Consider the following 25,167-nt stretch of genomic DNA (forward strand, 5'->3'; position numbering starts at 1 on the left):
GGCGCCACCCCGACGGCGCTGCGAACCCAGATGATGCCCCAGATGATCTGAAGGCGGCAGTATGAGCTCCCCACCCAGCTACTCGTCGCGCCCCCCGGCGGCCTACCCCCCCGGCCCCCCGCCGGGCGCCCAGCCCGGGTCGGCGACGGTCGCACCCCCGCGCCCCGTGCCCGGCTACCTGCCCGACCGCGAGACCGCGCGCCGCGACGAGGCGCTGCTGCTGCGGCTGGGCTACTCGCAGGTCCTGACCCGCGAGATGGGCGGGTTCTCGAACTTCGCGATCTCGTTCACGATCATCTCGGTCCTGGCGGGGTGCCTGACCTCGTACTACCTCGCCTTCAACAACGGCGGACCGGTGGCCATCACGTGGGGCTGGCTGCTGGTGGGCGGGTTCTGCGTCCTCGTCTCGATGGCGATGGCCGAGGTCGCGTCCTCGATGCCCACCGCCGGGGCGCTGTACTTCTGGGCGTCGAAGCTCGGCGGCCCGGCCTGGGGCTGGTTCACCGGCTGGTTCAACCTGATCGGCGGGATCGCGGTCACCGCCGCCATCCAGTACGGCTCGGCGATCTTCATGACGGCGCTGCTGAACCTGTGGATGCCGTCGCTGGTCGGCACCGACACCACGGCGATCTTCATCACCTTCACCGCGATCGTGGCGCTGCAGCTGGGGCTGAACCTGCTCGGTGTCAACGTGCTCGCCAAGCTCAACACGCTCTCGGCGTGGTGGCACATGTCCGGCGTCGGGCTGATCGTCGTGATCCTGCTGGTGGTGCCCACCGAGCACCAGTCGGTCGCGTTCGTCTTCACCGAGACGATCAACAACTCGGGTTTCTCGGACAACGCGTTCTGGTTCGTCTTCGGCCTCGGGCTGCTGATGTCGCAGTACACCGTCACCGGCTACGACGCCTCGGCCCACATGAGCGAGGAGACCCGCTCTGCCTCCCGCGCCACCGCGCTGGGCATGATCTGGGCCGTCGTGGCGTCGGTGGTGTTCGGGTTCGTCCTGCTGGTCGCGGTGACCTTCGCGGTGCCCGACGTGCAGGGCGTGCTCGACGCGGGTGGCAACGCGGTGATCTACATCTGGACCGAGGCCACCAACGAGGCGTGGGCCGAGTTCATGCTGATCATCGCGGTGATCGCGCAGCTGTTCTGCGGCACGGCGTCGTTGACCTCGGCGTCCCGGATGATGTTCGCGTTCTCCCGGGACAAGGCGGTGCCCGGCTCGCGCCTGTGGCGCCGCGTGGCGCGCAACCGGGTGCCGGTGAACGCCGTGATCGCGATCTCGGTCACCTCGTGGGCGCTGATGATCCCGACGCTGGCGAACGGTGTGGTCGGCTACGCGGTCGGGACGTCGATCGCCGTCATCGGGCTCTACATCGCCTTCGGCCTGCCGATCATCCTGCGGATCAAGGCCGGCGCGAGGTTCGAGCCGGGTGCGTGGAGCCTGGGCAAGCACTACAAGTGGGTCTCCACGATCGCCGTGGTGTGGATCGCGCTCGTCTGCGTGCTGTTCCTGCTGCCGATCTCGCCGAACGGCGTGCCGTGGTCCGACGAGTTCGCGTGGGAGTCGGTGAACTACGCACCGCTCACGGTGGGCGGGGCCCTGCTGCTGTTCGGCGGCTGGTACCTGGTCTCGGCGCGCAAGTGGTTCACCGGGCCGGTGCGCGAGGCCTCCGCCCAGGAGGAGCTGGAGCACGTCCGGAGCGAGTCCGGCCGGCGGTTCTGAGGACCGCGATCCCGGTCAGGCTGCGGCTGCGCGCAGCAGCCGCAGCTGACCGAGCTCGGCGACGTTCTTCATCAGCTCGCCGTTCACCCACGCGAGCGTGTGCGCCACGGTGAGACCGGTGCCGGCGGGCCACGGGAACGGCGCGGGCCCGTCGAGGTCGGTGGCGGTGAGCCGGTCGAGCACCTCACCCCACTCCGACCGCAGGGCGCGCAGCCACGCGACGGTCGGCGCGCCCGGGCCCGGCCACGTGACCGCGGTGCGGTCCCGGGGCTCGCGGCCCTGCAGGTGGTCCAGCGTCACCGTCCACCACCAGCCGAGGTGCCAGCTCACCCAGCCGATCGTCGGCACGGGCGGCGGGTCCGGCTCGGGCTCCTCCCAGTCCGGTACCCAGGAGCCGTCCGCCTCCTGCCGCACGGTCCAGCACCGCGGCGCCGGTTCCCACAGGAAGTCCTCCGGTGTCAGCTCCCGCAGGTGCAGCTCCGCCAGTGACCAGGTGAAGTCGCACTGCCAGCGCAGGATGTCGAGGCTCACGAGGCGATCATGACCTCCCCCCGCCGCGCCCGCACACCGGTTTCCGGGGGTCGCCTCGGCCGGAAGGCGGAGTGGGACCGGCCGGTGCCCGACGTTCGGCCGATGCGGGCGGCGCCGGTGGGCGCGAGGGTGGAACTCCGGTTCGTCGTCGCGGTGGGGAGTGAGCAGTGCGCAGGGTGATCTGGTTCGCGGACCGGCTGCACGCGCGGGTGCGCGGCGTGCCCGCGCTGTCCTGGTTCGCGTGGTGCGTGCGCGTGCTGCTGGCACTGGCCTTCCTGCCGTCGGGCCTGACCAAGGTGCTCGGCATGCCGTTCACGCGGCTCGATCCCGAGACCTCCGACGTCGGCCGGTTGTTCGCCGCGCTCCAGCACGACTTCGGCGCGCTCTACCCGTTCGTCGGCGCCTGCCAGCTCGCGGCTGCCGTGCTGCTGCTCGTCCCGCGGACGACGCTCGTGGGCGCGCTGGTGCACCTGCCGATCACCGCGGGCATCGTGGTGATCACGACGAGCGTCGGGTTCCGGGGGACCTGGCTGATCGCGGACCTGATGCTACTCGGGGTGATCTACCTGCTCTGCTGGGACTGGCACCGCGTCCGGGCGCTCGTCGACCCCGACCTGGCGGCACCGGTGCGCGTCGTCCCGAGTGGCTGATCCGCCCCGGCCAGCACCGACATGTCGGGGTGGGCCCTGGGCTCGACCACGCCGCGCTCGGTGACCACGGCGTCGATCAGGCGGGCCGGGGTCACGTCGAAGGCCGGGTTGAACGCGCGGGTGCCCGCCGGCGCGCTCGCGATCCCCCCGAAGCCGGTGACCTCGGCGGCGGGCCGCTCCTCGATCGCGATCGCGGCACCCTCCGGCGTCGCGAGGTCGACGGTGGACCACGGTGCGGCCACGACGAAGGGCACCCCGGCGTCGGCGCACGCGAGCGCGAGGCCGACCGAACCGACCTTGTTGGCGGTGTCGCCGTTGGCGGCGATGCGGTCGGCGCCGATCACGACGGCGTCGACGAGCCCCCGCAGGATCGCGCCGGGCGCGGCGGAGTCGACCTGCACGACGTGGTCGATGCCGTCGGCGGCGAGCTCCCACGCGGTGAGCCGGGCACCCTGCAGCAGCGGACGGGTCTCGTCGACGTGCACGAGCGCCACCAGCCCGCGGCCGTGCAGCTCCCGGACGACGCCGAGCGCGGTGCCCCACGCGGTGGTGGCGAGGGTGCCTGCGTTGCAGTGGGTGAGCAGCCGCAGGGGTCGGTGGGGGAGGCGCTCGACGAGCCAGTCGGCGCCCAGCGCGGACAGCCTCCGGTTGGCGGTCTCGTCCTCGGCGAGCACGAGGCGGGCCTCGGCCAGGACGGCGACCCGGCCCTGCGGCAGCAACGGGAGCACCCGGTCGACGCCGCGGGCGAGGTTCACCGCCGTGGGACGCGCGTCGCGCAGGCGCCCGATCTCCTCCCGCAGGCGGGCGTCGTCCCAGCCCTCCCGCGCCGCCTGCGCGAGCGCGAGCGCGACGCCCAGCGCGCCGACGGCGCCGAGCGCGGGGGCGCCCCGGACGGCGAGGCGGTGGACGGCGTCGACCAGGGTGTGGACGTCGGCGGCGTCGAGGTGCGTCTCCTCGGCCGGGAGCCGGGTCTGATCGAGCAGGCGGACGGCGGGCACCTCGCCGTCGAGCCACTCCACCGTGCGGAGTCCCACCGCTGCACCTCCCGGGATCGGTCCGACTCCATCCTGCACCCCTCACCCGGCGGCGCGGAGCCCCGGCGCCGGAGGGATGTCGACGCCGAGGTCGCGGCGTACCAGCCGGCGCTCCCGTTCCTGCGCGGCGGCGACGGCGGGGTGCTCGGCGTGGGCGTCGAGCAGGGACCGCAGGCCGCGGCCGCCGAGGCCGGGGTCGGTCCAGAGGGCGTGCACCGCGGCGTCGAGGTCGGCGGGCGGGTCCTCGAGCAGGGCGTCGAGGCGCGCGGTGAGCGCGGTGCGCCAGCGGTGGTGTGCCGCCAGCAGGAACGCCTCGACGCTGCCGAACACCTCCCGCACGTCGTCGACGCGGCGGATCTCCGGTCGTCCGGTTCGGACGACGTCGGCCAGCACCTCGGTGACCAGGCGGAATTTGGTGGACATGGCGTCGGTCTCCAGCGCTGTGATTGTCACATACTCTGCGTACGTGTTCTGAGTATGTCGTAGACTCCGTGCATGTCAAGGCCGAAGAGCCGCCGGGAGCTGTACTCGGAGGCCACGCGCGCGGCGCTGCTGGAGACGGCCACCGCGATGTTCGCCGAGCGCGGCTTCGCCCGGACCTCGCTGGACGACATCGCGGCCGCCACCCAGGTCACCCGCGGCGCGGTCTACCACCACTTCGACAGCAAGCAGGCGCTGTTCGAAGCCGTGTTCGAGGCGCTCGAGGAGCGGATGACCGCGCACGTCGGCGCGGCGGCCACGGGACAGCCCGACGCGTGGCAGGCGGCCATGGCAGCGCTGGACGCGTTCCTCGACCTCTGCTGCGAGCAGCCCTACGGGCGGCTGTGCTGGCTCGAGGGGCCGATCGCGCTCGGCTGGACGCGCTGGATGGAGTACGAGGAGAAGTACGCCTACGCGCTCATCGACGCGTTCCTGCAGGCGGCCAGGGACGCCGGGCTGCTCGCCCCGGTGCCGGCACGCACGGCCACGCAGCTCGTGTTCCACCTGCTCGGCGGCGCCGGGCGCACCATCGCGGAGGCGTCCGAGGCCGATCGCAGGTCGGTGCGCGACGAGTGCGGCGTCACGATCCGGCGGATGCTGGACGGCGTCCGCGCCTGATCAGGAGCTCAGGTCCTCAGGACTTGACGAGGCGGGTGATGGCCGCGCTCGCCTCCGCGAGCTTCGCCTCGGCCACCGGGCCGCCCTCCGCGGCCGCCTGGGCCACGCAGTGGCGCAGGTGTTCGTCGAGCAGGCCGAGGGCCACGGCCTCGAGGGCCTTGGTGGCCGCGGAGACCTGGGTGAGGACGTCGATGCAGTACTGGTCGTTCTCGATCATCTTCGCGATCCCGCGGACCTGGCCCTCCACGCGCCGCAAGCGCTTGAGGTAGGCGTCCTTGTCCTGGGTGTACCCGTGCATCTGCCCCTCCTCGGCCCCCACCCAGCCTACGGGGCCGTTCAGGCGCGGACCGGGAACCGGGCGGGGGGCACCGGGCCGCTGGCGAGCAGGTCGGCCGCCTCGCGCACGACGGGCCGGACGTTGCGGCGGTTCCACACCGGGTTGGCCGCCATCCGGTCCGAGCGAGCGACGCACTGGCTGACGTGCTGGAGCCAGCCGAGCAGCACGACCACCTCCGGGGCCAGGATGCCGGCGCCGGGCGCGGCCTGGCAGCGGGCGAGCGTCTCGGCCTCGCGCGGGGGCGTGCGGGCGGCCCACCGCAGCACGAGTGGCCCGAGCTCGTCGCCCTCGACCTCGGCGTGGGCCATCGCCAGGAACAGCGCGACGTCGAGGACGGGCAGGCCGTCCGGCTCGGCCGTGCACCAGTCGACGATCGCGCACACCCGCCCGTCGGGCGCGGCCAGCAGGTTGACCGGCAGGTAGTCGCCGTGCGTCCAGCCGACGGGGACGGTCTGCCCCCGCAGCCGCTCGTCCAGCACCGCGGCCAGCCGCGCCGCGTCGGCCCGCAGCGATGCGGGCAGCACGCGGGAGACCTCGGCCATCGGCCGGTGCACCCAGTGGTCGAGCTCGGCGTCGCCCACCCGCCGCAGCACGGCCGTGCGCCGGTGCAGCTCGCTGATCGCGGCGACGGCGCTGGAGAGGAACGGCTCGCGGCGCGCCGGATCGGCGAGCGCCTCCGGCCCGGAACCGCCGGGCAGCATCGACTCCGTGCTGCAGTAGGTGTCGCCGATCTCGGCGGTGCCGAGCACCCGGGGCAGCAGGGGCGTCCAGTGCCGCAGCCGCGGGTCGGCGTGCAGCGCGGCGAGCGCGGCCGTCTGCTGGCGCAGCTCCCGCTGGCCGTGGGCGGTGTCGGCCGCCTTGAGCAGGGCGCGCCGCTCCCCGGGCGGCCCGACCGCGACCACGACCGTCTCCGAGCCGCCGCCCATGCGGTCCCCGATCGCCCAGCCCTCGGTGGCCGGGCCGCCGGCGCGGCGCAGGCCCGCGGGCCCGACGCGGCGCAGCAGCGCGGTGTTGCGCACGGCGTCGACCCAGCCGGCGAGCGGGCCGGGCAGCCACCGTGCGTACATGACCAGCACGACGGAGGCGACGACGCACTGGGCGACCAGCCAGCCGAGCCCGACCGCGAGGATGCCCAGCTGCGGCATCAGCGTCCAGGACACCCCGATCGCCAGCACGGACAGCGCGGTGGGCACCCCGAACTGCACGCCGCGGCGCTGGCGCACCCGCGCCGTGCTGGTGGCGGAGCCGGTGATCACGTTGGGGATGGCGGAGAGGGCGACGAGCGCGAGCGCGCCGGTGCCGGCGTCGGTGTAGTGCTTGCCGAACAGCGACAGCACGAGCTGCCCGCCGACGGCGAGCACGAGGGCGACGGGCACGACGAGCATCAGCCCGCGGCGCACGGTCTCGCGGCGGGCCTTCTCCACCTTGCCGGGATCGGCCGCGTTGTGCGCGATCATGGACTGGCCCATGCCGGAGGGCACCAGGTACAGCGCCATCCCGAACTGCCACACCATGTTGTAGGCGGCCGCGGCCTCGGGGCCCAGCCGCGACAGCACGAGCACCGGCAGGCCCATCAGCGCGGCCTGCCAGAACAGGGCGCCGACGTAGTCGGCCCCGATGAAACGCCCGACGGCCCCGACGGTGATCGGCACCGCCCGGTCCGCGCTCGCCACCGCGTGGGCGGGCAGCAGCCGCACCAGCAGCCAGAAGTTGATCAGCAGCACGATCACGGCCGTGGCAATCACCCAGGACAGCGCGATGCCGCCGGGGACCGCCGCGAGCGTGACGGCGATGAGCAGGCCGATCTTGAGCACGGAGAACACGATGTTCTCCACCGGCACGGCGGTGGCCTTGCCGACGGCGGTGAGGACGTAGTCCTGGAGGCTGAACAGGGTCCAGACCGGGCAGCTGACGGCGAAGAAGACCACGAGCGGGCCGTAACCCGCGACGTCGACGAGCTCGGGCGCCCACCAGATCGCGCCGAGCGCGAACGCGGTGCCGGCCAGGGCGGAGACGGTGACCGCCACCAGGTAGCCGAGCACGACGAGCCGCCGCGCCGCCGCGCCCGCCACCGGGACGAACCGCAGCAACGCGTGCGACATGTTCAGGTGCGCGACGCCGCCGACCAGCATCAGGGCGGACAGGCCCGCGGCGTTCACGCCGACGACGTCGGGCGGGAACATCTGGGCGGCCAGCACCCAGTACAGCAGCCCGACGGCCGACGAGAGCCCCGAGCTCACGACGAGGGCGAGCCCGTCGCGGTGCTGCGGCGCCCGCCACCCGTTCAGCAGGGCCGCGACCCGCGATCCTGGCATCGACACCTCCGTGAACCGCAGATGGACGGCGTTCGAACACCGTCTGTCCGCCGTACATCCTGCCGGAACGACTCGGGTGCGCCGGTCCGGGCCCCGGTGCCGCGGACGGCTGCTCGTCGGTTGCGCGGCTACTTGTCGCTGGTGCGCAGGCGCAGGGTCTGCGGCAGCTCGCCGGAGGCGTGCGCGACCTCGATGCCCGTGACGAGGTTGCGCAGGTCGAGCGGGAGCGCGTCGGCGGCGGCCGCGGTCAGGCGGCGGCGGGCGGCGCGGTCGAGGTCGAGGGTGCGTTCGCCCCCGACGGCGGCGAGCACGGCGAGCAGGACCGCCGTCTCCTCGTCCAGTGCCCGCTCGTCGTCCGGTGCACCCGCACCGTCGGCCCGGGTGTCCGAGCGCAGCGCGTGCTCGAGGCGCACCCGCGGGCCGGCCGCCGCGAGCAGGTCGACGGCGGGGAAGCGGCGCGAGGACCGGCCGAACAGCCCGCCCTGCTGGCGTTGCACGACGCCCTCGGTGATCAGCTGCGCGAGGACGAGGTCGAACACGTGGTCGGCGAGCGCCGCCGTCCAGACCGTCGCCGAGTGCGCTTCGGGCTGGCTGCGGATGCTGTCGACGACGAAGGAGGAGATGTAGTCGAGGCGGCGCGGCCGCGTGCCGGCCAGCACCACCCGGTCGTTCTCGAGCGCGACGAGCTGGCCGCGGCCGGGCCGCGCCAGCGCCAGGTCGGCGAGCTCGGCACCGGCGACCGCGATGCGCACGGCGCTCGCGCGCACGAGCGCCTTCCCCGTGAACGGGTCGTGCAGGATCAGGAACATCCGTGCCGCGAGCTTGTCCCGGGACACCGGATCGGCCGGTGCGGGACCCGTCATCCGGCGGCCCCCGTGACCAGGACAGCAGTGTCGACCACCTCGACGAGGGGCGCGTAGAGGCCCATGACGTGCAGTGCGGCGGCGTGGCTCGCGGCGTCCACGCCGGCGCACGCGTCGGCGACCACCTGGACGGGCACGCCCGCGTCGGCTGCGGCGAGTGCGGTGGAGAGCACGCAGCAGTCCGTGGAGACGCCGGCGAGCAGCAACGTGCGCGACCCGACCGCCGCGGCGAGGTCGGGCCCCCACTTCGAGAACGTCGTGGCGGTGACGGTCGGGGCCACCGCGGCCGCCGGCGGGAAGCCGGGGACCAGGTCGTACAGCGGTGCGTCGGGCGGCTGCAGCGCGAACGGCCATTCGGCGTAGTACTGCCGCCACGCCCCCTCCGGGGCGGCGGGGGCGACGAAGCGGGTGAACGTGACCTGCGGGGCCAGCGCGGCGACCAGCTCCCGGACGCGCGGCAGGATCTCCGCGAATCCCGGAGTGGCCCACCCGCTCGCCGGATCGGCGAACACGACCTGCATGTCGATCACGGCCAGGTGGTGGGTGTCGGGGGTGACGGGCACGCGGGTCATCGGATCCGGGCCTCCTGCTCGCGCACGGCCTCCCGGCCGGTGGCGAGCGTGGCCGCGAAGGCGAGCACGATCGCGAGGAGGACACCGAGGTTGGCGCCCGCCCAGGCGCCGTCGCGCCCGCCGAGCCCGAGCGGCCCGAGCAGGTAGCCCTGCCAGGACACCCAGCCCGCGTTCGCGTTGGTGACCAGCCCCCAGCCCACCAGCGTGCAGGCCAGCACGATGGCCATCGGGACGGCTCGCACGTCGCCGTAGCGGCCTGCGGGGCGGTAGAGGTCGGCCTCGTCGTAGTCGCGGCGGCGCATCGCGACGTCGGCGAGCATGACGCCGCACCACGCCGCGACCGGCACGCCGAGCGTGATGAGGAAGGCGTTGAACTGGCCGAGGAAGTCCTCGGCCACGAACACCACGTAGACCGTGCCGAGGACCATGATCACGCCGTCGATCAGGGCAGCGACCCAGCGCGGCACCCGCACCCCGGTGGCGAGCAGGGCCAGCCCGGACGAGTAGATGTCCAGGACGGCCCCACCGACCAGGCCGAGTACCGCCACCAGCGCGAACGGCACGAGGAACCAGGCCGGGAGCGCGGCGGCCAGCGCGCCGATGGGGTCGTCCGCGACGGCGGCGGAGAGCTCGGCCGAGGACGCGGCCAGCAGCAGCCCGAACGCCAGCAGGACGACCGGGGCCAGCGCCCCGCCGAACGTCGTCCACCCGACGACACCCCGGCTCGACGCGCTGCGCGGCAGGTAGCGCGAGTAGTCCGCGGCCAGGTTCACCCAGCCCAGCCCGAACCCGGTGACGAGGAACACCACCGCGCCGACGACCTGCTGCACGGACCCGGACGGGACCGCCCAGACCGCCGCCCAGTCGATCCGGTCCGCGACCAGTGCGATGTAGACGGCCGTGAGCACGGCGGTGATCACCGTGATGACGGTCTGGAGCCGCATGATGAAGTCGAAGCCCATGACGCCGGCCACCATCACCAGCGTCGCCACCACGAGGAGCGCCACGAGGTGCGTGCCGACGCCGGCGCTGCCCCCGAGCTGCTCGATCACCGACGCCGTGGCGAGCGTCGCGAGGATCGTCAGCACCGTCTCCCAGCCCACCGTGAGCAGCCAGGAGATCAGGGCGGGCAGCCGGTTGCCCCGCACGCCGAAGGCGGCCCGGGAGAGCACCATCGTGGGCGCCGAGCCGCGCTTGCCGGCGAGCGCGACGAACCCGCACAGCAGGAACGACCCGACCACGCCGATCACGCCCGCGATCAGCGCCTGGGGCACCGAGATGCCGAAGCCGAGCGCGAAGGCGCCGTAGCTCAGGCCGAAGACGGAGATGTTCGCCCCGAACCACGGCCAGAACAGGTGGCGCGGTGTGCCCTTGCGCTCGGTGTCACCGATGACGTTGATGCCGTTGCTCTCGAGCCGCAGCCCCCGGTCGTGCGCGTTGTGCTGCGCATCGGCGGCGTGCCGCGCATTGGTCACCACTGCGTCATCACAACCACTTGCCGAGCCTCCTGACCTGCCTGTATCCGCTGTTCGACGGCCACACGAGGATAGGTCACCCCTGACGGGTGCTCCGTCGGCGGTGGCGTGGCGACGCAGCGTGCGCGGGGCTCAGCGGTCGGTGTTGTGACCGGTGTCGCGCTCGGGGTCGAGCCGCTCGAAGGCGCGCAGCATCGCCCACGGCACGACCACCATCGCGGCGAGGGCCGCGAGCAGCGCCCACACCGCGGGCGGGACCAGTCCCGTCACCGCGAGCACGAGGATCAGCGCGGCGACGAGGAGGCCGGCGCGCACCGTGGCGCGCGGCAGCGGGACGGTGCTCGTCAGGGGCCGGGCCATCGCGCGGGCCAGGGCGGGCGAGCTGGAGTCGAGGTCGTGCTCGATGCCGGCCAGGATCTCGCGTTCGCGCGCGGACAGGGCGGGGGGCTCGTCGGGACCGGACGCGGGCGGCGGCACGATCTCCACCCCTTCCCGAGGGACGACCCGTTGTGCAGGTGTGGCGGAGTTTACGCCGAATGTCCGGATCGCCGGTAGTGGTCGGTCGGGGGCCGGCCGTGGACCCGTGGCCGCGCGTCCGCTCGGCGGCGCCGTGGATCACGCGGGGCGGCGCGGGCGTACGTCAGGGTGCCGGGGACCGTGGTCCAGCGCTTCTCGCCGGGTGACCGTCAGAAGGATATCCGGCAACGGGCCGAGCGTGGTGCGGAATCGGGTGTGCTGCCATCCGGAGCTCGAGCTGACGGGCCGTGACGAACGGCACTTTCGTCGGCTAGGTAGCGACGAGAGTGCCGTTCGTCCGGGTGGGAGCCTGACGCGCCGAAGGGTCGATCATCTCGGTACTTGTGCCAGCGGGGCCACCCTCGGCGCCGACGGGCGGGCACGGCGCGAGGGCGACTGCAAATGACGGCTGGGGGTGGGGTGGGGCAGTGGTCTCGAGCCGGGCACGGCGCGCCCACGTAACTCGTCCGACCTGCAGGAATCGCGGAGCGCCGCCGCAACCGTTGTCGGGCACGGTGCTCGACTACGGGCGCACGACCTACCGGCCACCGGCCGGGCCGGCCGATTTCGTGCGGGCCCGCGATGTGTACTGCCGCAGCCCGATCTGCCGGCGCCGGGTGCTGGACTCGCACCTGGATCACGTGGTGCCGTTCCCGGAGGGCCCGACGAACCGACCCGCCGACGGCGCCGCATCGTGACCGGCCGGAGCCGCGGTCGCGGGGTCCGCGGATGTCGCAGCAGGACTACGACGGGTACTTCGCGCGCAGGCCCACCGACCCGCCGACGTCCTTCGACGAGACCGTCCCACCGCCCTTCTGACCAGCTCTGCGGTGACCCACCTGGCGCTCGACCATGAGCGACAGCCGGTTCAGTGGACGACGACCTCCGTGCCGACGTCGGCGACCCCGCTGGACCACAGCAGGTCCATGGCGTCGTTGGTCAACCGGACGCATCCGTGCGAGGCGGGCTCGGCCGGGATGCTGCCCGAGCCGTGCACGGCGATGCCCCCGTGGAAGTACTTCGGCCGGTAGAGCACGCCGAGCTCGGCGCGCCGGATGCCGTTGATCTGGCGTTCCACCTCGTACTCGCCGCGCGGGGTGCGCGCGACCCCGGTGCCGCCGGAGGGCCGGTCGTAGGCCTCGCCGCTGCCGGTCGAGGTGTTGAAGGTCCACAGGACCCGCCCGTCGCGGACCACCATCAGCAGTTGGCGCTCCAGGTCCACCTCGATGCGGTCACCCTCGGCGTCCTCGGGCTCGGGCCGGGACGCGGACGGCAGCTTCTCGCGGGTCTTCGGCCCGGCGATGCCGTCGCGGGTGAGGCCCTCGGCCTTCTGGAACGCCATCACGGCCTGGCGGGTGAGCTGGCCGTAGTGACCGTCGACCTCGCCGAGCCAGTACCCCAGCTCGCTCAGGCGCTGCTGGATCTCCAGGACGCGCGGGCCTTCGTCGTTGAGCCGCAACGACTGCGGCTCCGGCTCGGGTTCGGGGGTGGGCGCCGGGGTGGTGGTGCCCGGCGGCGTGGTCGCGGGCGCCGGGTCCGTGGACGTCGGTGCGGTGGCGGCCGCGGGCGGCAGGACGGCCGCGGGGCCGGCGCCGAGCGAATCGGCGACGCCCACGAGGACGGCGATCGCGCCCACCACCACGAGGGCGATCGCGACCCGGACCGCGCCGCGCCCACCGGACCGCGGGGCGTCAGACGCCGGCACGCGCTTCTCGTGGGTGGGGGCGTCGGCCATCGCGCTCTCCTCGGGTCAACAAACGATCATGCCCGGAGGAGCGTCGATCCAAACGTCACGGATGCGCAACGTCGCGGATCGGCGCGTGCCGGCCAGCATCCCCGTGATCATGCGCCACGGCGGTGCGGGAGGCCCGCATATCGCGCGTCCGAGGGGCCGTGTGTCACCCGATGGTCGGGCGTGTCCCGTGCCACGAGCCCCACAGACCGGCGTAGGCGCCCCCGTTCTCGACCAGCTCGTCGTGCGTGCCGAGCTCGGTCACGCGGCCGTGCTCCATGACCACCACCCGGTCCGCGTCGCGGGCGGTGTGCAGGCGGTGGGCGATGGCGACGACCGTCCGCCCGGCGAGCGCGGCGGCGAGCGCGCGCTCGGTGCGCCGCGCCGCGGTGGGGTCCAGCATCGCCGTGGCCTCGTCGAGCACCACGGTGTGCGGGTCGGCGAGCACGACGCGGGCGAGGGCGAGCTGCTGGGCGGCGGCGCCGTCGAGCCGGTGGCCGCCGGGGCCGAGCACGGTGTCCAGGCCGTCGGGCAGCACGTCGCGCGGGTCGGCACCGACGGCGGCCAGCGCGGCGCGCAGCTCGGCGTCCGTGGCCGCGGGGGCGGCGATCCGCAGGTTCTCCCGCGCCGTGCCCAGGAAGACGTGGTGCTCCTGTGTCACGAGCAGCACGTGGCGGCGCAGCTCCTCGCGGCCCAGCCCGGCGAGCGGGACGCCGCCCACCGCGACGGTTCCGGCCCGGGGTGCCTCGACCCCGGCCAGCAGCCTGCCCAGGGTCGACTTGCCGGCCCCGGAGGGCCCCACGAGCGCCAGCCGCTCGCCCGGTCGCAGGTCGAGGTCGATGTCGTGCAGGGCGTCGCGCCCGGTGCCGGGGTAGGCGAAGCGCACACCGCGCACCACGACGCGGTCGCCGTGCGGCGGGGCGGTGCGCCCGCCGTCGGAGGTGGGGGCCGGGTCGGCAGGGCGCGGGGTCGCCGCGGTGGCGAGCCCCTCGACGCGGGCGAACGCGGCCGTGCTGGCCTGCAGCTGCTCGAGGCGCCACAGGATCGTCTCCATCGGCTGCACGAGCTGGCGCAGGTACAGCGCGGCCGCGGCGACCGCCCCTACGCTGATCGTTCCCTGGGCGTGCAGCACGCCACCGAGCACTAGGACACCGGCCACGGGGGCCGCGTGCGAGAGGTCGACGCCCGGCAGCAGCACGGTGCGCAGACCCAGCGTGCGCATCCGGGTGCGCCTGCCCTCCGCGATCGCGGCGCGGCCCGCGGCCAGGCGGCGCTGCGCCAGCCCGAGCGCCTCGACAGTGCGCGCGCCCGCGGCCGTGGCGGCGAGAACCTCGGCGACCTGTGCGTTGGCGGCGCCCTCGGCGAGGTAGGCGGCGTGCGCGCGGCGCATGTACCAGCGGGCGGCGCACCACGTGCCGACCAGCCCGAGCAGCGCGCATGCGCCGAGCGGCGGCGCGACCACGACCACCGCGGCGATCAGGAAGAGCGCCTGGACACCCGCCACGAGCATGTCCGGGCCGGCGTCGCGCAGGGTGAGCGCCACGGCGGCCACGTCGCCGGTGCCGCGCGCGGCGAGGTCCCCCGGCCCGGCGCGGTCCACGACGCCGGAGGGCAGCGCCAGCACCCGCTCGACGTACTGCTCGCGGATGCGGGCCATGGCGCGCTCGCCGAAGCGGTGCCCTGCGGTGCGCGCGGAGCGGGCCAGCACCAGCTGCACCGCGGCGAAGGCGATCATCGCGAGGGCGAGGCGGTCGACGGCGTCGGGCCCGCGCCCGGCCCGGACCTCGTCGATGATGCGCCCCAGCAGCCACGGGCCGGCCAGCCCCGCGGCGGCGGCGAGCGCGTTCAGCCCGAGGATCGCGGCCACCGCGCGCGCGTCGGCGCGGACCAGCCGCAGCGCCGCGCGGCGGGCGGCGGCCGGCGTGGCGACCGGGAGCGTCACCGCGCCACCACCGCCCGGTAGCGCGGGTCGGTCGCCAGCAGGTGGCGGTGGGTGCCGGTGGCGGACAGCCGGCCGCCCACGAGGAAGCACACGGTGTCGGCGTGGCCGAGCACCAGCGGTGACGTCGTGGTGACCACCGTGGTGCGCCCGGCGCGCGCGGTCCGCAGCCGCTGCACCAGCGCCGCCTCGGTGTGGGCGTCCAGCGCGGAGGTGGGCTCGACCGCCAGCAGCACCTCCGGCTCGGCGAGCAGTGCCCGGGCGAGGCGCACGCGCTGGCGCTGGCCGCCGGACAGGTTGCGGCCCTGTCCCTCCACGGGCGCGTCCAGCCCGCCGGGCAGCCCGGCGACGACGTCGTCGAGCATCGCGGCGGTGACGGCGCGGTCGAGCGCGGGGTCGTCGGGGTCGCCGCGCCCGGCGAGCACCTCGCGCAGCGGGCCCGCGAACAGGTCGGCCTCGGTGTCGGCGACCAGGACCCGTGCGCGCAGCGGCGCCGCCGCCACGGCGTCGAGGCGGGTCGTGCCCCACGTCGCGTCGGACGGGGTGAACCGGCCGAGCCGCTCCAGCACCGCGGCGGACTCGGCGGGGCGGTCGCTGACCAGCGCCGTGAACGCGCCCGGAGCCACCTCGACGCCGGAGACCGGGTCGCGGAGCGCCGATCCCGTCGCGGGGCCCTGGGTGCCGTCGGCCGGGTCGGGCGCGAGCGCCAGGAACCCGGCCACGCGCGCCGCCGCGACGAGGCCGCGCGTGAGCTGGTGCCCGCCCTCGACGAAGAACGCCACCGGCACCACGAGGACCGCGGCGTAGCCGTACACCGCGAGCAGTTCGCCGACGGTCACCGCACCCGAGGCGGCCATGCGGGCCGCGAGCCACGTGACGACGCCGAGGAACAGCACCGGCAGGCCGATGCCGAGTGCCTCGATCCAGCTGGTGGTCGCGCCGACGCGGTGGCCCAGCACCTGCAGCGCCCGGGAGCGCTGCCGGTACGCGCGCGCGAAGGTCTCCTCGCCGCCGAGCCCGGCGAGCACGCGCAGGCCCCCGACGATGTCCACCAGCCGCTCGGCCAGGCCGCTCTGCTGCTCGCGGTAGACCGCCTCCACCGCGCGCAGGCGGCGCAGCAGCGGGGTGACGAGCACCCCGAACAGCGGCACACCCAGGACGACGACGGCGGCCAGCACCGGCGAGACCGACCACAGCAGCACCGCCACCACGACGTAGGCGATCACCGAGCCGACCCCGGGGCCGGCGATGGTGAGGGTGGTGCTGACGGTGAGGACGTCGGCGATGCCGATCGAGACGACCTCCCCGGCCCCGACCTGGCGCGGGAGCTGCGCGCCCAGTCGTGCCGCGTGCGTGAGGAGGGCCTCGGCCAGCCCGAACGACGCGTCCATCCGGATCTTCGACATCGTGCGGTGGCGCAGGACGTTCAGCGCCGTGTGCGCGCACCCGACCGCGAGCAGCGCACCCGCCCAGCCGGCGAGCGCGGCCCGGTTCCCCGGCACGAGGCCCTCGTCGACGGCGCGCGCGATGACGAAGGGCGGCAGCACCAGCACGACCATCGACAGCGTGCCGAACAGCGCCCCGGCGGCGACCCGGCGGCGCTGCCGGACGACCAGCCACCACAGGAGGCCGAATCCGCCCCGTGAGTGGATACGAGTGTCATGGCACTCGTATCCACTCACAGCCGGGCGAGCTCCTCCAGCGCGGCCGCGGCCCGTTCCCGGAACGCGGCGACGTTGCGAAGCTTGATGTCCTCGTAGCCGCGGACGGTGTCGGGCAGCGCGGCGATCTCCACCACGGCGTCGGCCGTGTCCGGGCGCAGGTGCTCCAGCGCCTCGCGGACGAGCGCCTGGTACTCGCCGACGAGCGCGCGCTCGACGCGGCGCACCTCGGCGTGCCCGAACGGGTCGAGCGCGGTGCCCCGCAGGCCGCGGGCGGCGCGCAGCACTCGGAACGCCGGGCCTGCCGTGCGGCGCAGCCGGATCTTGCGCGTCATGCCGAGCGCCCGCAGGACCGGTGGGTGCAGCAGCACCGACACGGCGGCGTCCGGGCCGAACTCGGCGTCGCGGCGGGCCCGCTCGACCGGGTCGAGGTGCAGCCGCGCCACCTCGTACTCGTCCTTGTAGGCCATGAGCTTGTGCAGCCCGGTGGCGTAGGCGACGGCGACGCGCTCGCCCGCGTCCGCCCCGGCGCGCTCCGCGGCGAGGGCCGCGACGCGGGTGACCTCCTCGGCGTAGCGGTCCGCGTAGCCCGCGTCCTGGTAGCCGGTGAGGTCGGCGACCCGGGTGGCGAGGACGTCGGCGAGCCCGGTAGCGGGGGGAGCGGCGTCGCGGGTGCCGGTGGCGGCCGCGACCGCGGCCGGGTCCGCGACCGCCGCCCGGCCCCACCCGAAGGCGGCGAGGTTCGCCGCGACGGCGGCGCCGTTCAGCCGGATCGCCTGCTCGATCGCGTCGGCGGAGATCGGCACGCAGCCGTGCTGGAACGCCGCGCCGACCAGCAGCATGTTGGCCGGCATGTGGTCGCCGAACAGCGCCTCGGACAGGCCCTGGGCGTCGACGTGCAACGCGGCGTCGGGCCGCGTGGCCGCGCTGATGCGCTCCAGCGCCTCGGCGGGGGAGCCGGGCACCGCGGCCCGACCGGTGACCATGGCGGCCGTCGGCACCACCGCGCTGCTGACCACGGCGATCGTGTGCCCCGGCCGGGTCGTGGCGAGGGAGTCGGGCGCGGCGGCACCGAGCAGGTCGAAGCCGATCAGCACGTCGACCGTGCCGCGCGAGGCCCTCAGCGCCCCGCGCACCGGCTGCTTCGCGATGCGCACGTCGCTCACGACCGGGCCGCCCTTCTGCGCCAGCCCGGTCTGCTCCAGCCCGGCGGCGCACCTGCCGTCGAGGTGGGCGGCCATCTGCAGGATCTGCGACACGGTCACCACCCCGGTGCCGCCGATCCCGGGCATGCGCAGCAGCGCGGTGTCCCCGGTGAGGCGGCTCTCCGGCTCGGGCAGCCCGGATGGTGGCGGCGGCACCGGTCGCGGACCCCGCTCCCGCGGCTCGACGAGCAGGAACGAGGGGCAGTCGCCCTTGAGGCAGGACAGGTCGGTGTTGCAGGAGGCCTGGTGGATGCGGGTCTTGCGGCCGAACTCGGTCTCGACCGGCTGCACCGACAGGCAGGTGGAGGCCTCGCCGCAGTCGCCGCAGCCCTCGCAGACCCGCTCGTTGATCACGACCTTCTCGGTGGGTGCGGGCAGCTTCCCGCGCTTGCGCATCCGCCGCTCCTCGGCGGCGCAGCGGTCGTCGTGGATCAGGACGGTGACGCCGTCGACCCCGGCCAGCTCCCGCTCCGCGGCGGCGAACTCGTCGCGGTGCGCCACGGTGGCGATCGGGTCCAACGCCACGCCCCGGTAGCTGCCCGGGTCGGCCGTGGTGACCACGACGCGGCGGACGCCCTCGACGGCGAGCCAGCGGGTGAGTGCGGGGACGTCGAGCCTGCCCTCGGCCCGCTGGCCGCCGGTCATGGCGACGGCGTCGTTGTAGAGCAGCTTGTAGGTCATCGTGACGCCCGCGGCGACGGCCGCGCGGATGGCCAGGGACCCGGAGTGGTGGAACGTGCCGTCGCCGAGGTTCTGCACGAAGTGCCGGTCGTCGGTGAACGGGGCCAGCCCGAGCCACTGCGCGCCCTCGCCGCCCATCTGGGTGAGCCCGAGCTGGTGGCCGCGGCCCGCGCCGTCGAGCGCGATCATGGCGTGGCAGCCGATGCCGACCCCGACGAGGGTGTCCTCGCTGGTGCGCGTGGAGGTGTTGTGCGGGCAGCCGGAGCAGAAGAACGGGGTGCGCGCGGCGAGGGGGAGCGTGATCCGCGACGGCTTCGCGGGTTCCATCGCGTCCAGGTGGACGGCGGCGGTGCGCGGCAGCCGGTCCGCGCCGATGCGGGACGCGAGCGCGCGGGCGACGTCCTCCGCGCCGAGCGCGGAGCGGGCGGACAGCAGCGGGCGCCCGTCGAGGTCGTGGCGCCCGACGACGCGGGGCGCGCCGGGGCGGCCGTAGAGCGCGGCCTTGAGGTGGTCCTCGAGGAAGGTGACCTTGTCCTCGACGACGAGCACCTCGTCGAGCCCCGCGGTGAGCTCGGCGAGCGAGGCTGCGTCGACCGGGAACGGCATGGCCAGGGTGATGGTCCGCAGGCCGAGCTCCTCCATGGCGGGCTCGTCGAGCCCGAGGTCGTCGAGGGCGCGCTGCACGGTGGCCGCGGACGTGCCGGAGGCGAGCACGCCCAGGCGCGCCCGGCGGGCGCTGAAGGTGACGCGGTTGAGCCCCGCGGCGCGGGCGTAGGCGCGGGCGAGGTCGAGGCGCCGGGTGAGGGCGTCGTGCTCGGCGTCCAGCGCGGCGGCGCCGACGAGCGTGCGGGGCGGGTCCTCGGCGCGCTCCGACACCGGCAGGTCGGGCCGCAGCGCGCCGACGTCCACCGTGGCGGCGGCGTCGGCGACGTCGGCCACGATCTTCAGGCCGGTCCACAGGCCGCTGGCGCGCGACATCGCCACGGCGTGCAGTCCGAGCTCGACGACCTCCGCGACCGAGCCGGGCGCGAGCAGCGGCAGCAGCAGGCTCTGCGCCATCGGCTCGCACGTGCTCGGCACGGTGGAGGACTTGCACGCAGGGTCGTCCCCGATGAGGGCGACGGCCCCACCGAGGGTGGTGGTGCCGGCCAGGGTGCCGTGCCGGATGGCGTCCGCGGCGCGGTCGAGCCCGGGGTTCTTGCCGTACCAGAAGCCGGTGACGCCCTCGTGGCGCCGTCCCGGCGCCTGGCGCAGCAGCTGCGTGCCCGCGACGGCGGTGGCCGCCAGCTCCTCGTTGAGCCCGGGACGGAAGACGACGCCCTCGTCGTCGAGGAACCGGGCGGCGCGCGCCATCTCCTGGTCCAGCCCGGCCAGGGGCGAGCCCTGGTAGCCGGTCACGAAGGCGCGGGTGTCCAGGCCGCGGGCGGAGTCGAGCCTGCGTTGCTCCAGCACCATCCGCACCAGCGCCTGGATGCCGGAGAGCAGCACGCGGCCGTGGCGGGCGGTGTACTTGTCGTCGAGCGTGACCGGGGCGGACGTGGTGGTGGTGGGCGTCACGGGGTCCTCCGTCAGGGCGGGTGCCGACGAGCAGACCCGTTCTCGACCGCGCGCGCAAGTACCGCCGGGCCGCCGGCGAGCGCACTCGCAAAGCTGTTGTGATTCGATCCACACCGGCTCGAGATCTTTGCGCGGGAGGGCGCCATGGCCAGACAGATCGACGGTACCGACCGGCTGCTGGTCGAGCTGCTGCGCGCCGATGCCCGCCGCACCTACTCGGAGATGGCCACCGAGGTGGGGCTCTCGGTCGCGGCGGTGAAGCGGCGCGTGGACCGGCTCCGCGAGACCGGGGTGATCACCGGCTTCACCGTGCAGGTGGACCACGCCAAGCTCGGCGCGGGCGTGGAGGCGTTCATCGAGCTGCGCTTCCTCGGCACCACGCGCGTCGACGAGATCGTCCGCTCCGTCTCGACGATCCCGGAGGTGCAGGCGGTGTTCACGCTCGCGGGCGACCCGGACGCGCTGGTCCAGCTGCAGGTGCGCGACCTCGCGCACCTGCAGCAGGTGATCGACACCCTGCGCCGCTCCGGCTCGGTGACCGGCACCCGGACGCTGATGGTCCTGGGCTCGTGGCTGCGCCGCTGAGCGGCCCCAGGCCGTGTGGCGCTGACCCGGTCTCAGGCCGTGTGGTGGGTCTCCGCCAGCCGGTGGACCGGGGTGGGGATGCCCTCGCACCGGGCCTTGAGCTGCAGGGCCAGGTACAGCGAGTAGTGCCGCGACTGGTGCAGGTTGCCGCCGTGGAACCACAGCCCCTCCTGCCGGGTGGGCTTCCACATGTTGCGCTGCTCCCCCTCCCACGGCCCGGGGTCCTTGGCGGTGTCCGAGCCCAGCCCCCACACCTTGCCGACGGCGTCGGCGACCTCCTGGCTGATGATGTCGGCCGCCCAGCCGTTCATCGAGCCGTAGCCGGTGGCGTAGACGACGAGGTCGGCAGGCAGGCTCGTGCCGTCCTCGAGCACCACGGCGTCCTCGGTCAGCTCGCGCACGGCCCCGTGCACCAGCTTCACGTCGCCGTTCGCCACGAGCTCGGACGCACCGACGTCGATGTAGTAGCCCGAGCCGCGGCGCAGGTACTTCATGAACAGGCCGGACTCGTCGTCGCCGAAGTCGAGCCAGAAGCCCGCCTGCTCCAGGCGGCGGTAGAACTCGGCGTCGCGCTCGCGGATCTTGTCGTAGATCGGCTTCTGGAACTCGTGCATGATCCGGTAGGGGATCGAGGCGAAGATCATGTCCGCCTTCTGGGTGGTGATCCCGTTCGCGACCGCCCGCTCGGAGTACAGGTCACCCATGCCGAGGTCCATCAGCGAGTCCGACCGCACGATGTGGGTCGAGGAGCGCTGCACCATCGTGACGTCGACGCCCTGCTCCCACAGCGCGGCGCAGATGTCGTGCGCGGAGTTGTTCGAGCCGATCACCACCACGCGCTTGCCCGCGTAGGCGTCCGGACCCGGGTGCTGCGAGCTGTGGTGCTGCTCGCCGCGGAACCGGTCCTGCCCGGGGATGACCGGCACGTTCGGCTTGCCGGACATGCCGGTGGCCAGCACGAGCTGCTTCGGGTGCAGGACCACCTCCTCCCCGTCGCGGTCCAGCACCACCGTCCACTCGTGCGCGTCGGCGTCGTAGGAGGCGCTCCGGCACGTCGTGGAGGACCAGTAGTTGATCTCCATGACCCGGGTGTACATCTCCAGCCAGTCGCCGATCTTGTCCTTCGGCGCGAACACCGGCCAGTTGGCGGGGAAGGGCAGGTAGGGCAGGTGGTCGTACCAGACGGGGTCGTGCAGGCACAGCGACTTGTAGCGGCTGCGCCACTGGTCGCCGGGACGCGGGTGGCGGTCCACCACCACGTGCGGCACCCCGAGCTGGCGCAGGCGGGCGCCGAGCGCGATCCCGCCCTGCCCGCCGCCGACGACCACCACGTAGGGCTGCGCGGACCCGCCCATCGCGGCGTTCTCCGCCTCGCGCGCCTCCTCCCAGGACAGGCGCCCCCGACGCACGCCGTGCTCGACGCCCTTGGGGCGCTGCGTGCCGTGGGGCTCCTCGTGGCCCTTCAGCTCGTAGAGGGTGGTCAGCAGCGTCCAGGCGCCCTCGTCGGTCAGGCGCAGGTGCCCGCGGCCCCGCCCGACGGCGGTCTCGAAGGCGATCCACGCCTCGGTCACGCCGTCGGCCTCGGCGGGCTCCTCGGTGAGGTGGAAGCCGTGCGCCCCGGTGGCCTCCGCCGTGGCCCGCACGAGGTCGGCCACGCCGTCGCGGTTCTCGACCGTGGTGAGGTTCCAGGTGAACGCCACCAGGTCGCGCCAGAACGACGTGGCGGCGAAGAGCGCGGCCACGCCGTCCGCGTCGCCCGCGGTGAGTGCGGCCTCGAAGCCGGCCAGCCAGTTCTCGACGCGGTCGCGGACCGCGGTGGAGGCATCGAGGGTCTGGGTCACGCTCGCTCCTTCTCGCCCGGCGCCGGCCCCGGCGCCGACGCTTGCCCCAGTGAACGCACGCCGCCGCGGTCCGGTCAACCTGCCCGTCCGGAGGGGGAGGAGCTCAGCCCCTGATCGCGGCGGCCAGTTCGGCGGCCAGCGCCGGGGTGGCCGCGACGACGCCGGACCACCGACGGGTGAGGTCGGGGTCGAGCTCCAGCGGCCGGCCTGCGACGTCGAGGACCGCACCGCCGGCGGCCGGGACCATCAGCAGCGCGGCGGCGAGGTCGACGATCCGGTGGGTGTCCGAGCCCGCGTCGGCGAACGCGTCCGTGGCGCCCTCGGCGACGAGCGCGGCCTCCAGGCAGCTGCTGGACAGGATGCGCACGCGGGCCGCGCGGCGGGCCACCCGCCACCAGGCGCCTGCGTTGCGCTCCTGCGGCCGCAGCAGGCTCACCGCGGCCCCGTCCAGGGCGCGCCTGCCGCTGGTGCGGTAGCCGGGCGGGTCGCCGGCGCGGACGTGCCAGCAGCGCCCGGTGTCGGCCCAGCAGGTGAGGGCCTCGGTGACCGTGCCGTCGACGGCGAGCGCGCCCGCCACGCAGGACAGCGGGACGCCGGCGGCGGCGTTCGCCGAGCCGTCGAGCGGGTCGATGACCAGCGTGACCGCCGACCCCGCGTCGAGGAACCCGACCTCCTCGCTGAGGACGTTCACCCGGTGCCGCTGCGCGGCCGCCGTGATCGCCTCCTCGACGAGCGCGTCCACGCGCATGGTCGGGGTGCCGTCGGCCCCGATGGCGACGGTCTCGGCGAGCCCGGCGCGGTCGTGGGCCCGACGCGCCGCGTGCAGCGCCGCGGTCGCGGCCCGCACCGCGTCGGCGAGCACCGGGTGCACGCCGGCGGGCAGCATCGGCTCGGGGACCGGCCAGCTCCCCGGCGTCACGCCGCCTCCTCCGCGCGCAGGACGGCCCGCACCACCGGCCACGGGTGTCCGGCCTCGGCGAGCACGAGGTCGGCGCGGGCGCCGGGAGCCAGTGCACCGCGGTCGCCGAGCCCGACGGCCTCCGCCGCGCCCGCCGTGACCAAGCGGACCGCCGCGGGCAGGGTGGCCACCTCCTCGGCCGCGAGCAGGAACGCGGCGGCCAGCAGCCCGGACGGCAGGTAGTCCGATGCCAGCGCGGTCACCAGGCCGCGGGCCACCAGCTCGCGGGCGGAGGTGTTGCCGGAGTGGGAGCCGCCGCGCAGCGCGTTGGGCGCGCCCATGACCACCGGCATGCCGCGCTCGCGGGCGGCGACCGCGGCCTCGACGGTGGTGGGGAACTCGGCCACCGCCCCGCCGCGCTCCGCGAGCGCCGCGACCTCCGCCGCGGACACGGGGTCGTGCCCGAACAGGCGCACCGCGCCGGCCCGCGCCCGCCCGCCCAGCCACGTCAGCGACTCGTCCCGGACGGCCAGGTTGGCCTCCCGCTCGACGACGAACGCGTCGACGTGCGCGCGGGCCTGCGCGGCGGTGAGGTCGCGGGTGCCCATCACGTACTGCTCGTAGTAGGCGCGGTCGGCGAACTGGCCCTGGCCGGGGGTGTGGTCCTCGTGCGAGACGACCACCGGCCCCGCCGCCGGGTCGAGCGCGTCCAGCCGGGCCCGCAGCGCCGCGAGCCCCTCGGGGGAGCGCACGTCGAGCCGGTGCAGCACCCGGTGCTCGACCGGCCCGGCGCCGCGCCCGCCCACCTCCCCGCACAGCGCCAGCGCCCCGGCGACCGAGCGCACCGACGGCGGGTCGCCGCCCTGCTCGAACGACGCCCCGTGGAACACCGTGGTGATCCCGGCCGCGCGCAGCTTGCCCTCGAACGACAGCAGCGCGAACCGCCAGGGCACCTCGGCGCCCGGGCGCGGCAGCCGCTCGCGCTCCAGCCCGTCGGAGTGGACGTCGACCAGGCCGGGCAGGCAGAACGCGCCGCCCCCGTCCACGTCGGCGGGCGCGCCGGCGGGGTGCGGGGCGATCTCGGCGATCCGCCCGTCGCGGACCACGACGCGCGCGTCGTCGAGCACGCGGTCGGTCAGCACGGCGCGGACGTGACCCAGCACGTAGTCGGCGGGGGGCCGGGTCAGCGACCAGCCCGGGGCCGCGGTCGCCGCGGTCACGCCGCCGCCCCCAGCACCTGCGCGGGCGTGCCCTGCGCGGCGATCCGGCCGTCCCGCAGCTCCACCACGCGGGTCGCGAGGGTGTGCATGGCGTCGATGTCGTGGAACACCGCGAGCACGGCCACCCCGGCGCCGGACAGCGACGCGATCAGCTCCAACGCCCGCTCCCGGTTGGCCGGGTCGAGCGCGGACACCGGCTCGTCGAGCAGCAGCAGCCGGGGCGGCCGGACCGTCGCGGCGGCCAGGTTGACGCGCTGGCGCTCCCCTCCGGAGAGCACCCCGCAGTCGACGTCCCAGAGCGCCTCGTCCAGCGCGAGCCGGCGCAGGGCCGCCGCGGCGGCGTCGGTGGCGGCGTCGCGGTCCAGCCCGCGGCGCCGGGCCGCGGCCGCGACCAGCTCCAGGGGGCCCGTCCGCGGCGGGGCGGCGAGGAACTGCGCGACGTATCCCAGCTCGCGCGAGCGCAGCCGGGCCAGCGCCCGGTCCGGCAGCGCGGTGAGCTCGACCGGCCCCTCCGGGCCGTAGAGCGTCACCGTGCCCGCGTCGGGCAGGTAGGTGCGGTGCACGCAGCGCAGCAGGCTGGACTTGCCGGCGCCGCTGGGCCCGGCGAGCGCGACGTGCTCGCCCGCGGCGACGTCCAGGTCGACGCCGTCCAGGGAGCCGACGGTGCGCCCGTCGACGGTGTGCAGCGTGAACGTCTTGACGAGGTCGCGGACCTGCAGGACCAGGCTCAC

General features: G+C 75.0%; 22 protein-coding genes. 5 read left to right on the plus strand and 17 right to left on the minus strand.

What is annotated here, in order from left to right:
• The first annotated feature begins 61 nt into the window (after window positions 1-61).
• A complete protein-coding gene (locus tag FB558_RS37990; protein ID WP_142062790.1) occupies window positions 62-1,726 on the plus strand; it encodes an amino acid permease in 1,665 nt (554 codons plus the stop codon).
• Between the two features lie 15 nt (window positions 1,727-1,741).
• On the opposite strand, the gene FB558_RS37995 is transcribed toward FB558_RS37990, so the two are convergent.
• A complete protein-coding gene (locus FB558_RS37995; RefSeq protein ID WP_211367129.1) occupies window positions 1,742-2,257 on the minus strand; it encodes a DinB family protein in 516 nt (171 codons plus the stop codon).
• Between the two features lie 167 nt (window positions 2,258-2,424).
• Here FB558_RS37995 and FB558_RS38000 point away from each other — a divergent pair, with 167 nt between their 5' ends.
• Complete coding sequence (locus FB558_RS38000) at window positions 2,425-2,907, plus strand: DoxX family membrane protein (protein ID WP_142062793.1); 483 nt, start codon at window positions 2,425-2,427, stop codon at window positions 2,905-2,907.
• Here FB558_RS38000 and mtnA read toward each other — a convergent pair.
• Window positions 2,820-3,941, minus strand: coding sequence for an S-methyl-5-thioribose-1-phosphate isomerase (gene mtnA / locus FB558_RS38005; RefSeq protein ID WP_211367130.1), 1,122 nt, complete (start codon window positions 3,939-3,941; stop codon window positions 2,820-2,822). The genes FB558_RS38000 and mtnA overlap by 88 nt on opposite strands.
• Before the next feature lie 42 nt (window positions 3,942-3,983).
• Window positions 3,984-4,364 carry a hypothetical protein gene (locus FB558_RS38010; RefSeq protein WP_142062795.1) on the minus strand — a complete coding sequence of 127 codons (381 nt, stop codon included), beginning with the start codon at window positions 4,362-4,364 and terminating at the stop codon, window positions 3,984-3,986.
• A gap of 72 nt (window positions 4,365-4,436) precedes the next feature.
• On the opposite strand from FB558_RS38010, the gene FB558_RS38015 reads away from it, so the two are divergent.
• Complete coding sequence (locus FB558_RS38015) at window positions 4,437-5,039, plus strand: TetR/AcrR family transcriptional regulator (protein ID WP_142062798.1); 603 nt, start codon at window positions 4,437-4,439, stop codon at window positions 5,037-5,039.
• A gap of 16 nt (window positions 5,040-5,055) precedes the next feature.
• On the opposite strand, the gene FB558_RS38020 is transcribed toward FB558_RS38015, so the two are convergent.
• From FB558_RS38020 to FB558_RS38045, 6 genes are all read right to left on the minus strand, one after another.
• Window positions 5,056-5,337 (minus strand): metal-sensitive transcriptional regulator, encoded by a 282-nt coding sequence (locus FB558_RS38020; protein WP_142062801.1) that lies wholly within the window; start codon window positions 5,335-5,337, stop codon window positions 5,056-5,058.
• A 38-nt stretch (window positions 5,338-5,375) separates the two neighbouring features.
• Window positions 5,376-7,691: a phosphotransferase gene (locus FB558_RS38025; protein WP_142062804.1), complete on the minus strand. Its 2,316-nt coding sequence runs from the start codon at window positions 7,689-7,691 to the stop codon at window positions 5,376-5,378.
• A 128-nt stretch (window positions 7,692-7,819) separates the two neighbouring features.
• On the minus strand, window positions 7,820-8,554 hold the full coding sequence (locus tag FB558_RS38030) for a GOLPH3/VPS74 family protein (RefSeq protein WP_142062807.1): 735 nt from the start codon (window positions 8,552-8,554) through the stop codon (window positions 7,820-7,822).
• On the minus strand, window positions 8,551-9,126 hold the full coding sequence (locus tag FB558_RS38035) for a cysteine hydrolase family protein (protein WP_142062810.1): 576 nt from the start codon (window positions 9,124-9,126) through the stop codon (window positions 8,551-8,553). The genes FB558_RS38030 and FB558_RS38035 overlap by 4 nt, the downstream gene beginning before the upstream one ends.
• Entirely contained in the window at window positions 9,123-10,601 is a 1,479-nt protein-coding gene (locus FB558_RS38040) for a purine-cytosine permease family protein (protein ID WP_246107058.1), read from the minus strand. The genes FB558_RS38035 and FB558_RS38040 overlap by 4 nt, the downstream gene beginning before the upstream one ends.
• 132 nt (window positions 10,602-10,733) lie before the next feature.
• Window positions 10,734-11,078 (minus strand): DUF3040 domain-containing protein, encoded by a 345-nt coding sequence (locus FB558_RS38045; RefSeq protein ID WP_170231747.1) that lies wholly within the window; start codon window positions 11,076-11,078, stop codon window positions 10,734-10,736.
• Between the two features lie 542 nt (window positions 11,079-11,620).
• On the opposite strand from FB558_RS38045, the gene FB558_RS44165 reads away from it, so the two are divergent.
• Entirely contained in the window at window positions 11,621-11,815 is a 195-nt protein-coding gene (locus FB558_RS44165; RefSeq protein WP_211367131.1) for a hypothetical protein, read from the plus strand.
• 170 nt (window positions 11,816-11,985) lie between these two features.
• Here the strand turns inward: FB558_RS44165 and FB558_RS38055 are convergent, their stop codons facing one another.
• From FB558_RS38055 to FB558_RS38070, 4 genes are all read right to left on the minus strand, one after another.
• Window positions 11,986-12,852, minus strand: coding sequence for a L,D-transpeptidase family protein (locus FB558_RS38055; RefSeq protein WP_142062816.1), 867 nt, complete (start codon window positions 12,850-12,852; stop codon window positions 11,986-11,988).
• Between the two features lie 163 nt (window positions 12,853-13,015).
• Window positions 13,016-14,791, minus strand: a complete 1,776-nt coding sequence (locus FB558_RS38060) for an ABC transporter ATP-binding protein (protein ID WP_142062819.1) — start codon at window positions 14,789-14,791, stop codon at window positions 13,016-13,018.
• Window positions 14,788-16,470, minus strand: coding sequence for an ABC transporter transmembrane domain-containing protein (locus tag FB558_RS38065; protein ID WP_142062822.1), 1,683 nt, complete (start codon window positions 16,468-16,470; stop codon window positions 14,788-14,790). The genes FB558_RS38060 and FB558_RS38065 overlap by 4 nt, the downstream gene beginning before the upstream one ends.
• Window positions 16,467-19,892, minus strand: a complete 3,426-nt coding sequence (locus FB558_RS38070) for an indolepyruvate ferredoxin oxidoreductase family protein (protein WP_142062825.1) — start codon at window positions 19,890-19,892, stop codon at window positions 16,467-16,469. The genes FB558_RS38065 and FB558_RS38070 overlap by 4 nt, the downstream gene beginning before the upstream one ends.
• A 144-nt stretch (window positions 19,893-20,036) precedes the next feature.
• Between FB558_RS38070 and FB558_RS38075 the strand changes: the two genes are divergently transcribed.
• Window positions 20,037-20,477, plus strand: coding sequence for an Lrp/AsnC family transcriptional regulator (locus tag FB558_RS38075; protein ID WP_142062828.1), 441 nt, complete (start codon window positions 20,037-20,039; stop codon window positions 20,475-20,477).
• 32 nt (window positions 20,478-20,509) lie between these two features.
• On the opposite strand, the gene FB558_RS38080 is transcribed toward FB558_RS38075, so the two are convergent.
• The 4 genes from FB558_RS38080 to FB558_RS38095 all read right to left on the minus strand — a co-directional run bounded on the left by FB558_RS38080 (window position 20,510) and on the right by FB558_RS38095 (window position 25,167).
• Window positions 20,510-22,318 (minus strand): flavin-containing monooxygenase, encoded by a 1,809-nt coding sequence (locus tag FB558_RS38080; RefSeq protein ID WP_142062831.1) that lies wholly within the window; start codon window positions 22,316-22,318, stop codon window positions 20,510-20,512.
• A 103-nt stretch (window positions 22,319-22,421) separates the two neighbouring features.
• The gene (locus FB558_RS38085; protein ID WP_246107059.1) at window positions 22,422-23,237 is read right to left on the minus strand and encodes an inositol monophosphatase family protein; all 816 of its coding nucleotides are present in this window, start codon (window positions 23,235-23,237) and stop codon (window positions 22,422-22,424) included.
• Window positions 23,234-24,436 (minus strand): alpha-D-ribose 1-methylphosphonate 5-triphosphate diphosphatase, encoded by a 1,203-nt coding sequence (locus FB558_RS38090; RefSeq protein WP_142062834.1) that lies wholly within the window; start codon window positions 24,434-24,436, stop codon window positions 23,234-23,236. Before FB558_RS38090 ends, FB558_RS38085 begins: the two co-directional genes overlap by 4 nt.
• Window positions 24,433-25,167: an ATP-binding cassette domain-containing protein gene (locus tag FB558_RS38095; RefSeq protein ID WP_142062837.1), complete on the minus strand. Its 735-nt coding sequence runs from the start codon at window positions 25,165-25,167 to the stop codon at window positions 24,433-24,435. The genes FB558_RS38090 and FB558_RS38095 overlap by 4 nt, the downstream gene beginning before the upstream one ends.

The organism is Pseudonocardia kunmingensis, assembly GCF_006716445.1.
Taxonomy (GTDB): domain Bacteria; phylum Actinomycetota; class Actinomycetes; order Mycobacteriales; family Pseudonocardiaceae; genus Pseudonocardia; species Pseudonocardia kunmingensis.

Excerpts from the sequence above, each read along its gene's own strand:
- FB558_RS38020 (WP_142062801.1), bottom strand. The coding sequence starts at position 5,337 with ATGCACGGGTACACCCAGGACAAGGACGCCTACCTCAAGCGCTTGCGG.
- FB558_RS37990 (WP_142062790.1), top strand. The coding sequence starts at position 62 with ATGAGCTCCCCACCCAGCTACTCGTCGCGCCCCCCGGCGGCCTACCCC.
- FB558_RS38055 (WP_142062816.1), bottom strand. The coding sequence starts at position 12,852 with ATGGCCGACGCCCCCACCCACGAGAAGCGCGTGCCGGCGTCTGACGCC.
- FB558_RS38035 (WP_142062810.1), bottom strand. The coding sequence starts at position 9,126 with ATGACCCGCGTGCCCGTCACCCCCGACACCCACCACCTGGCCGTGATC.
- FB558_RS38075 (WP_142062828.1), top strand. The coding sequence starts at position 20,037 with ATGGCCAGACAGATCGACGGTACCGACCGGCTGCTGGTCGAGCTGCTG.
- FB558_RS38025 (WP_142062804.1), bottom strand. The coding sequence starts at position 7,691 with ATGCCAGGATCGCGGGTCGCGGCCCTGCTGAACGGGTGGCGGGCGCCG.
- FB558_RS38010 (WP_142062795.1), bottom strand. The coding sequence starts at position 4,364 with ATGTCCACCAAATTCCGCCTGGTCACCGAGGTGCTGGCCGACGTCGTC.
- FB558_RS38030 (WP_142062807.1), bottom strand. The coding sequence starts at position 8,554 with ATGACGGGTCCCGCACCGGCCGATCCGGTGTCCCGGGACAAGCTCGCG.
- FB558_RS38015 (WP_142062798.1), top strand. The coding sequence starts at position 4,437 with ATGTCAAGGCCGAAGAGCCGCCGGGAGCTGTACTCGGAGGCCACGCGC.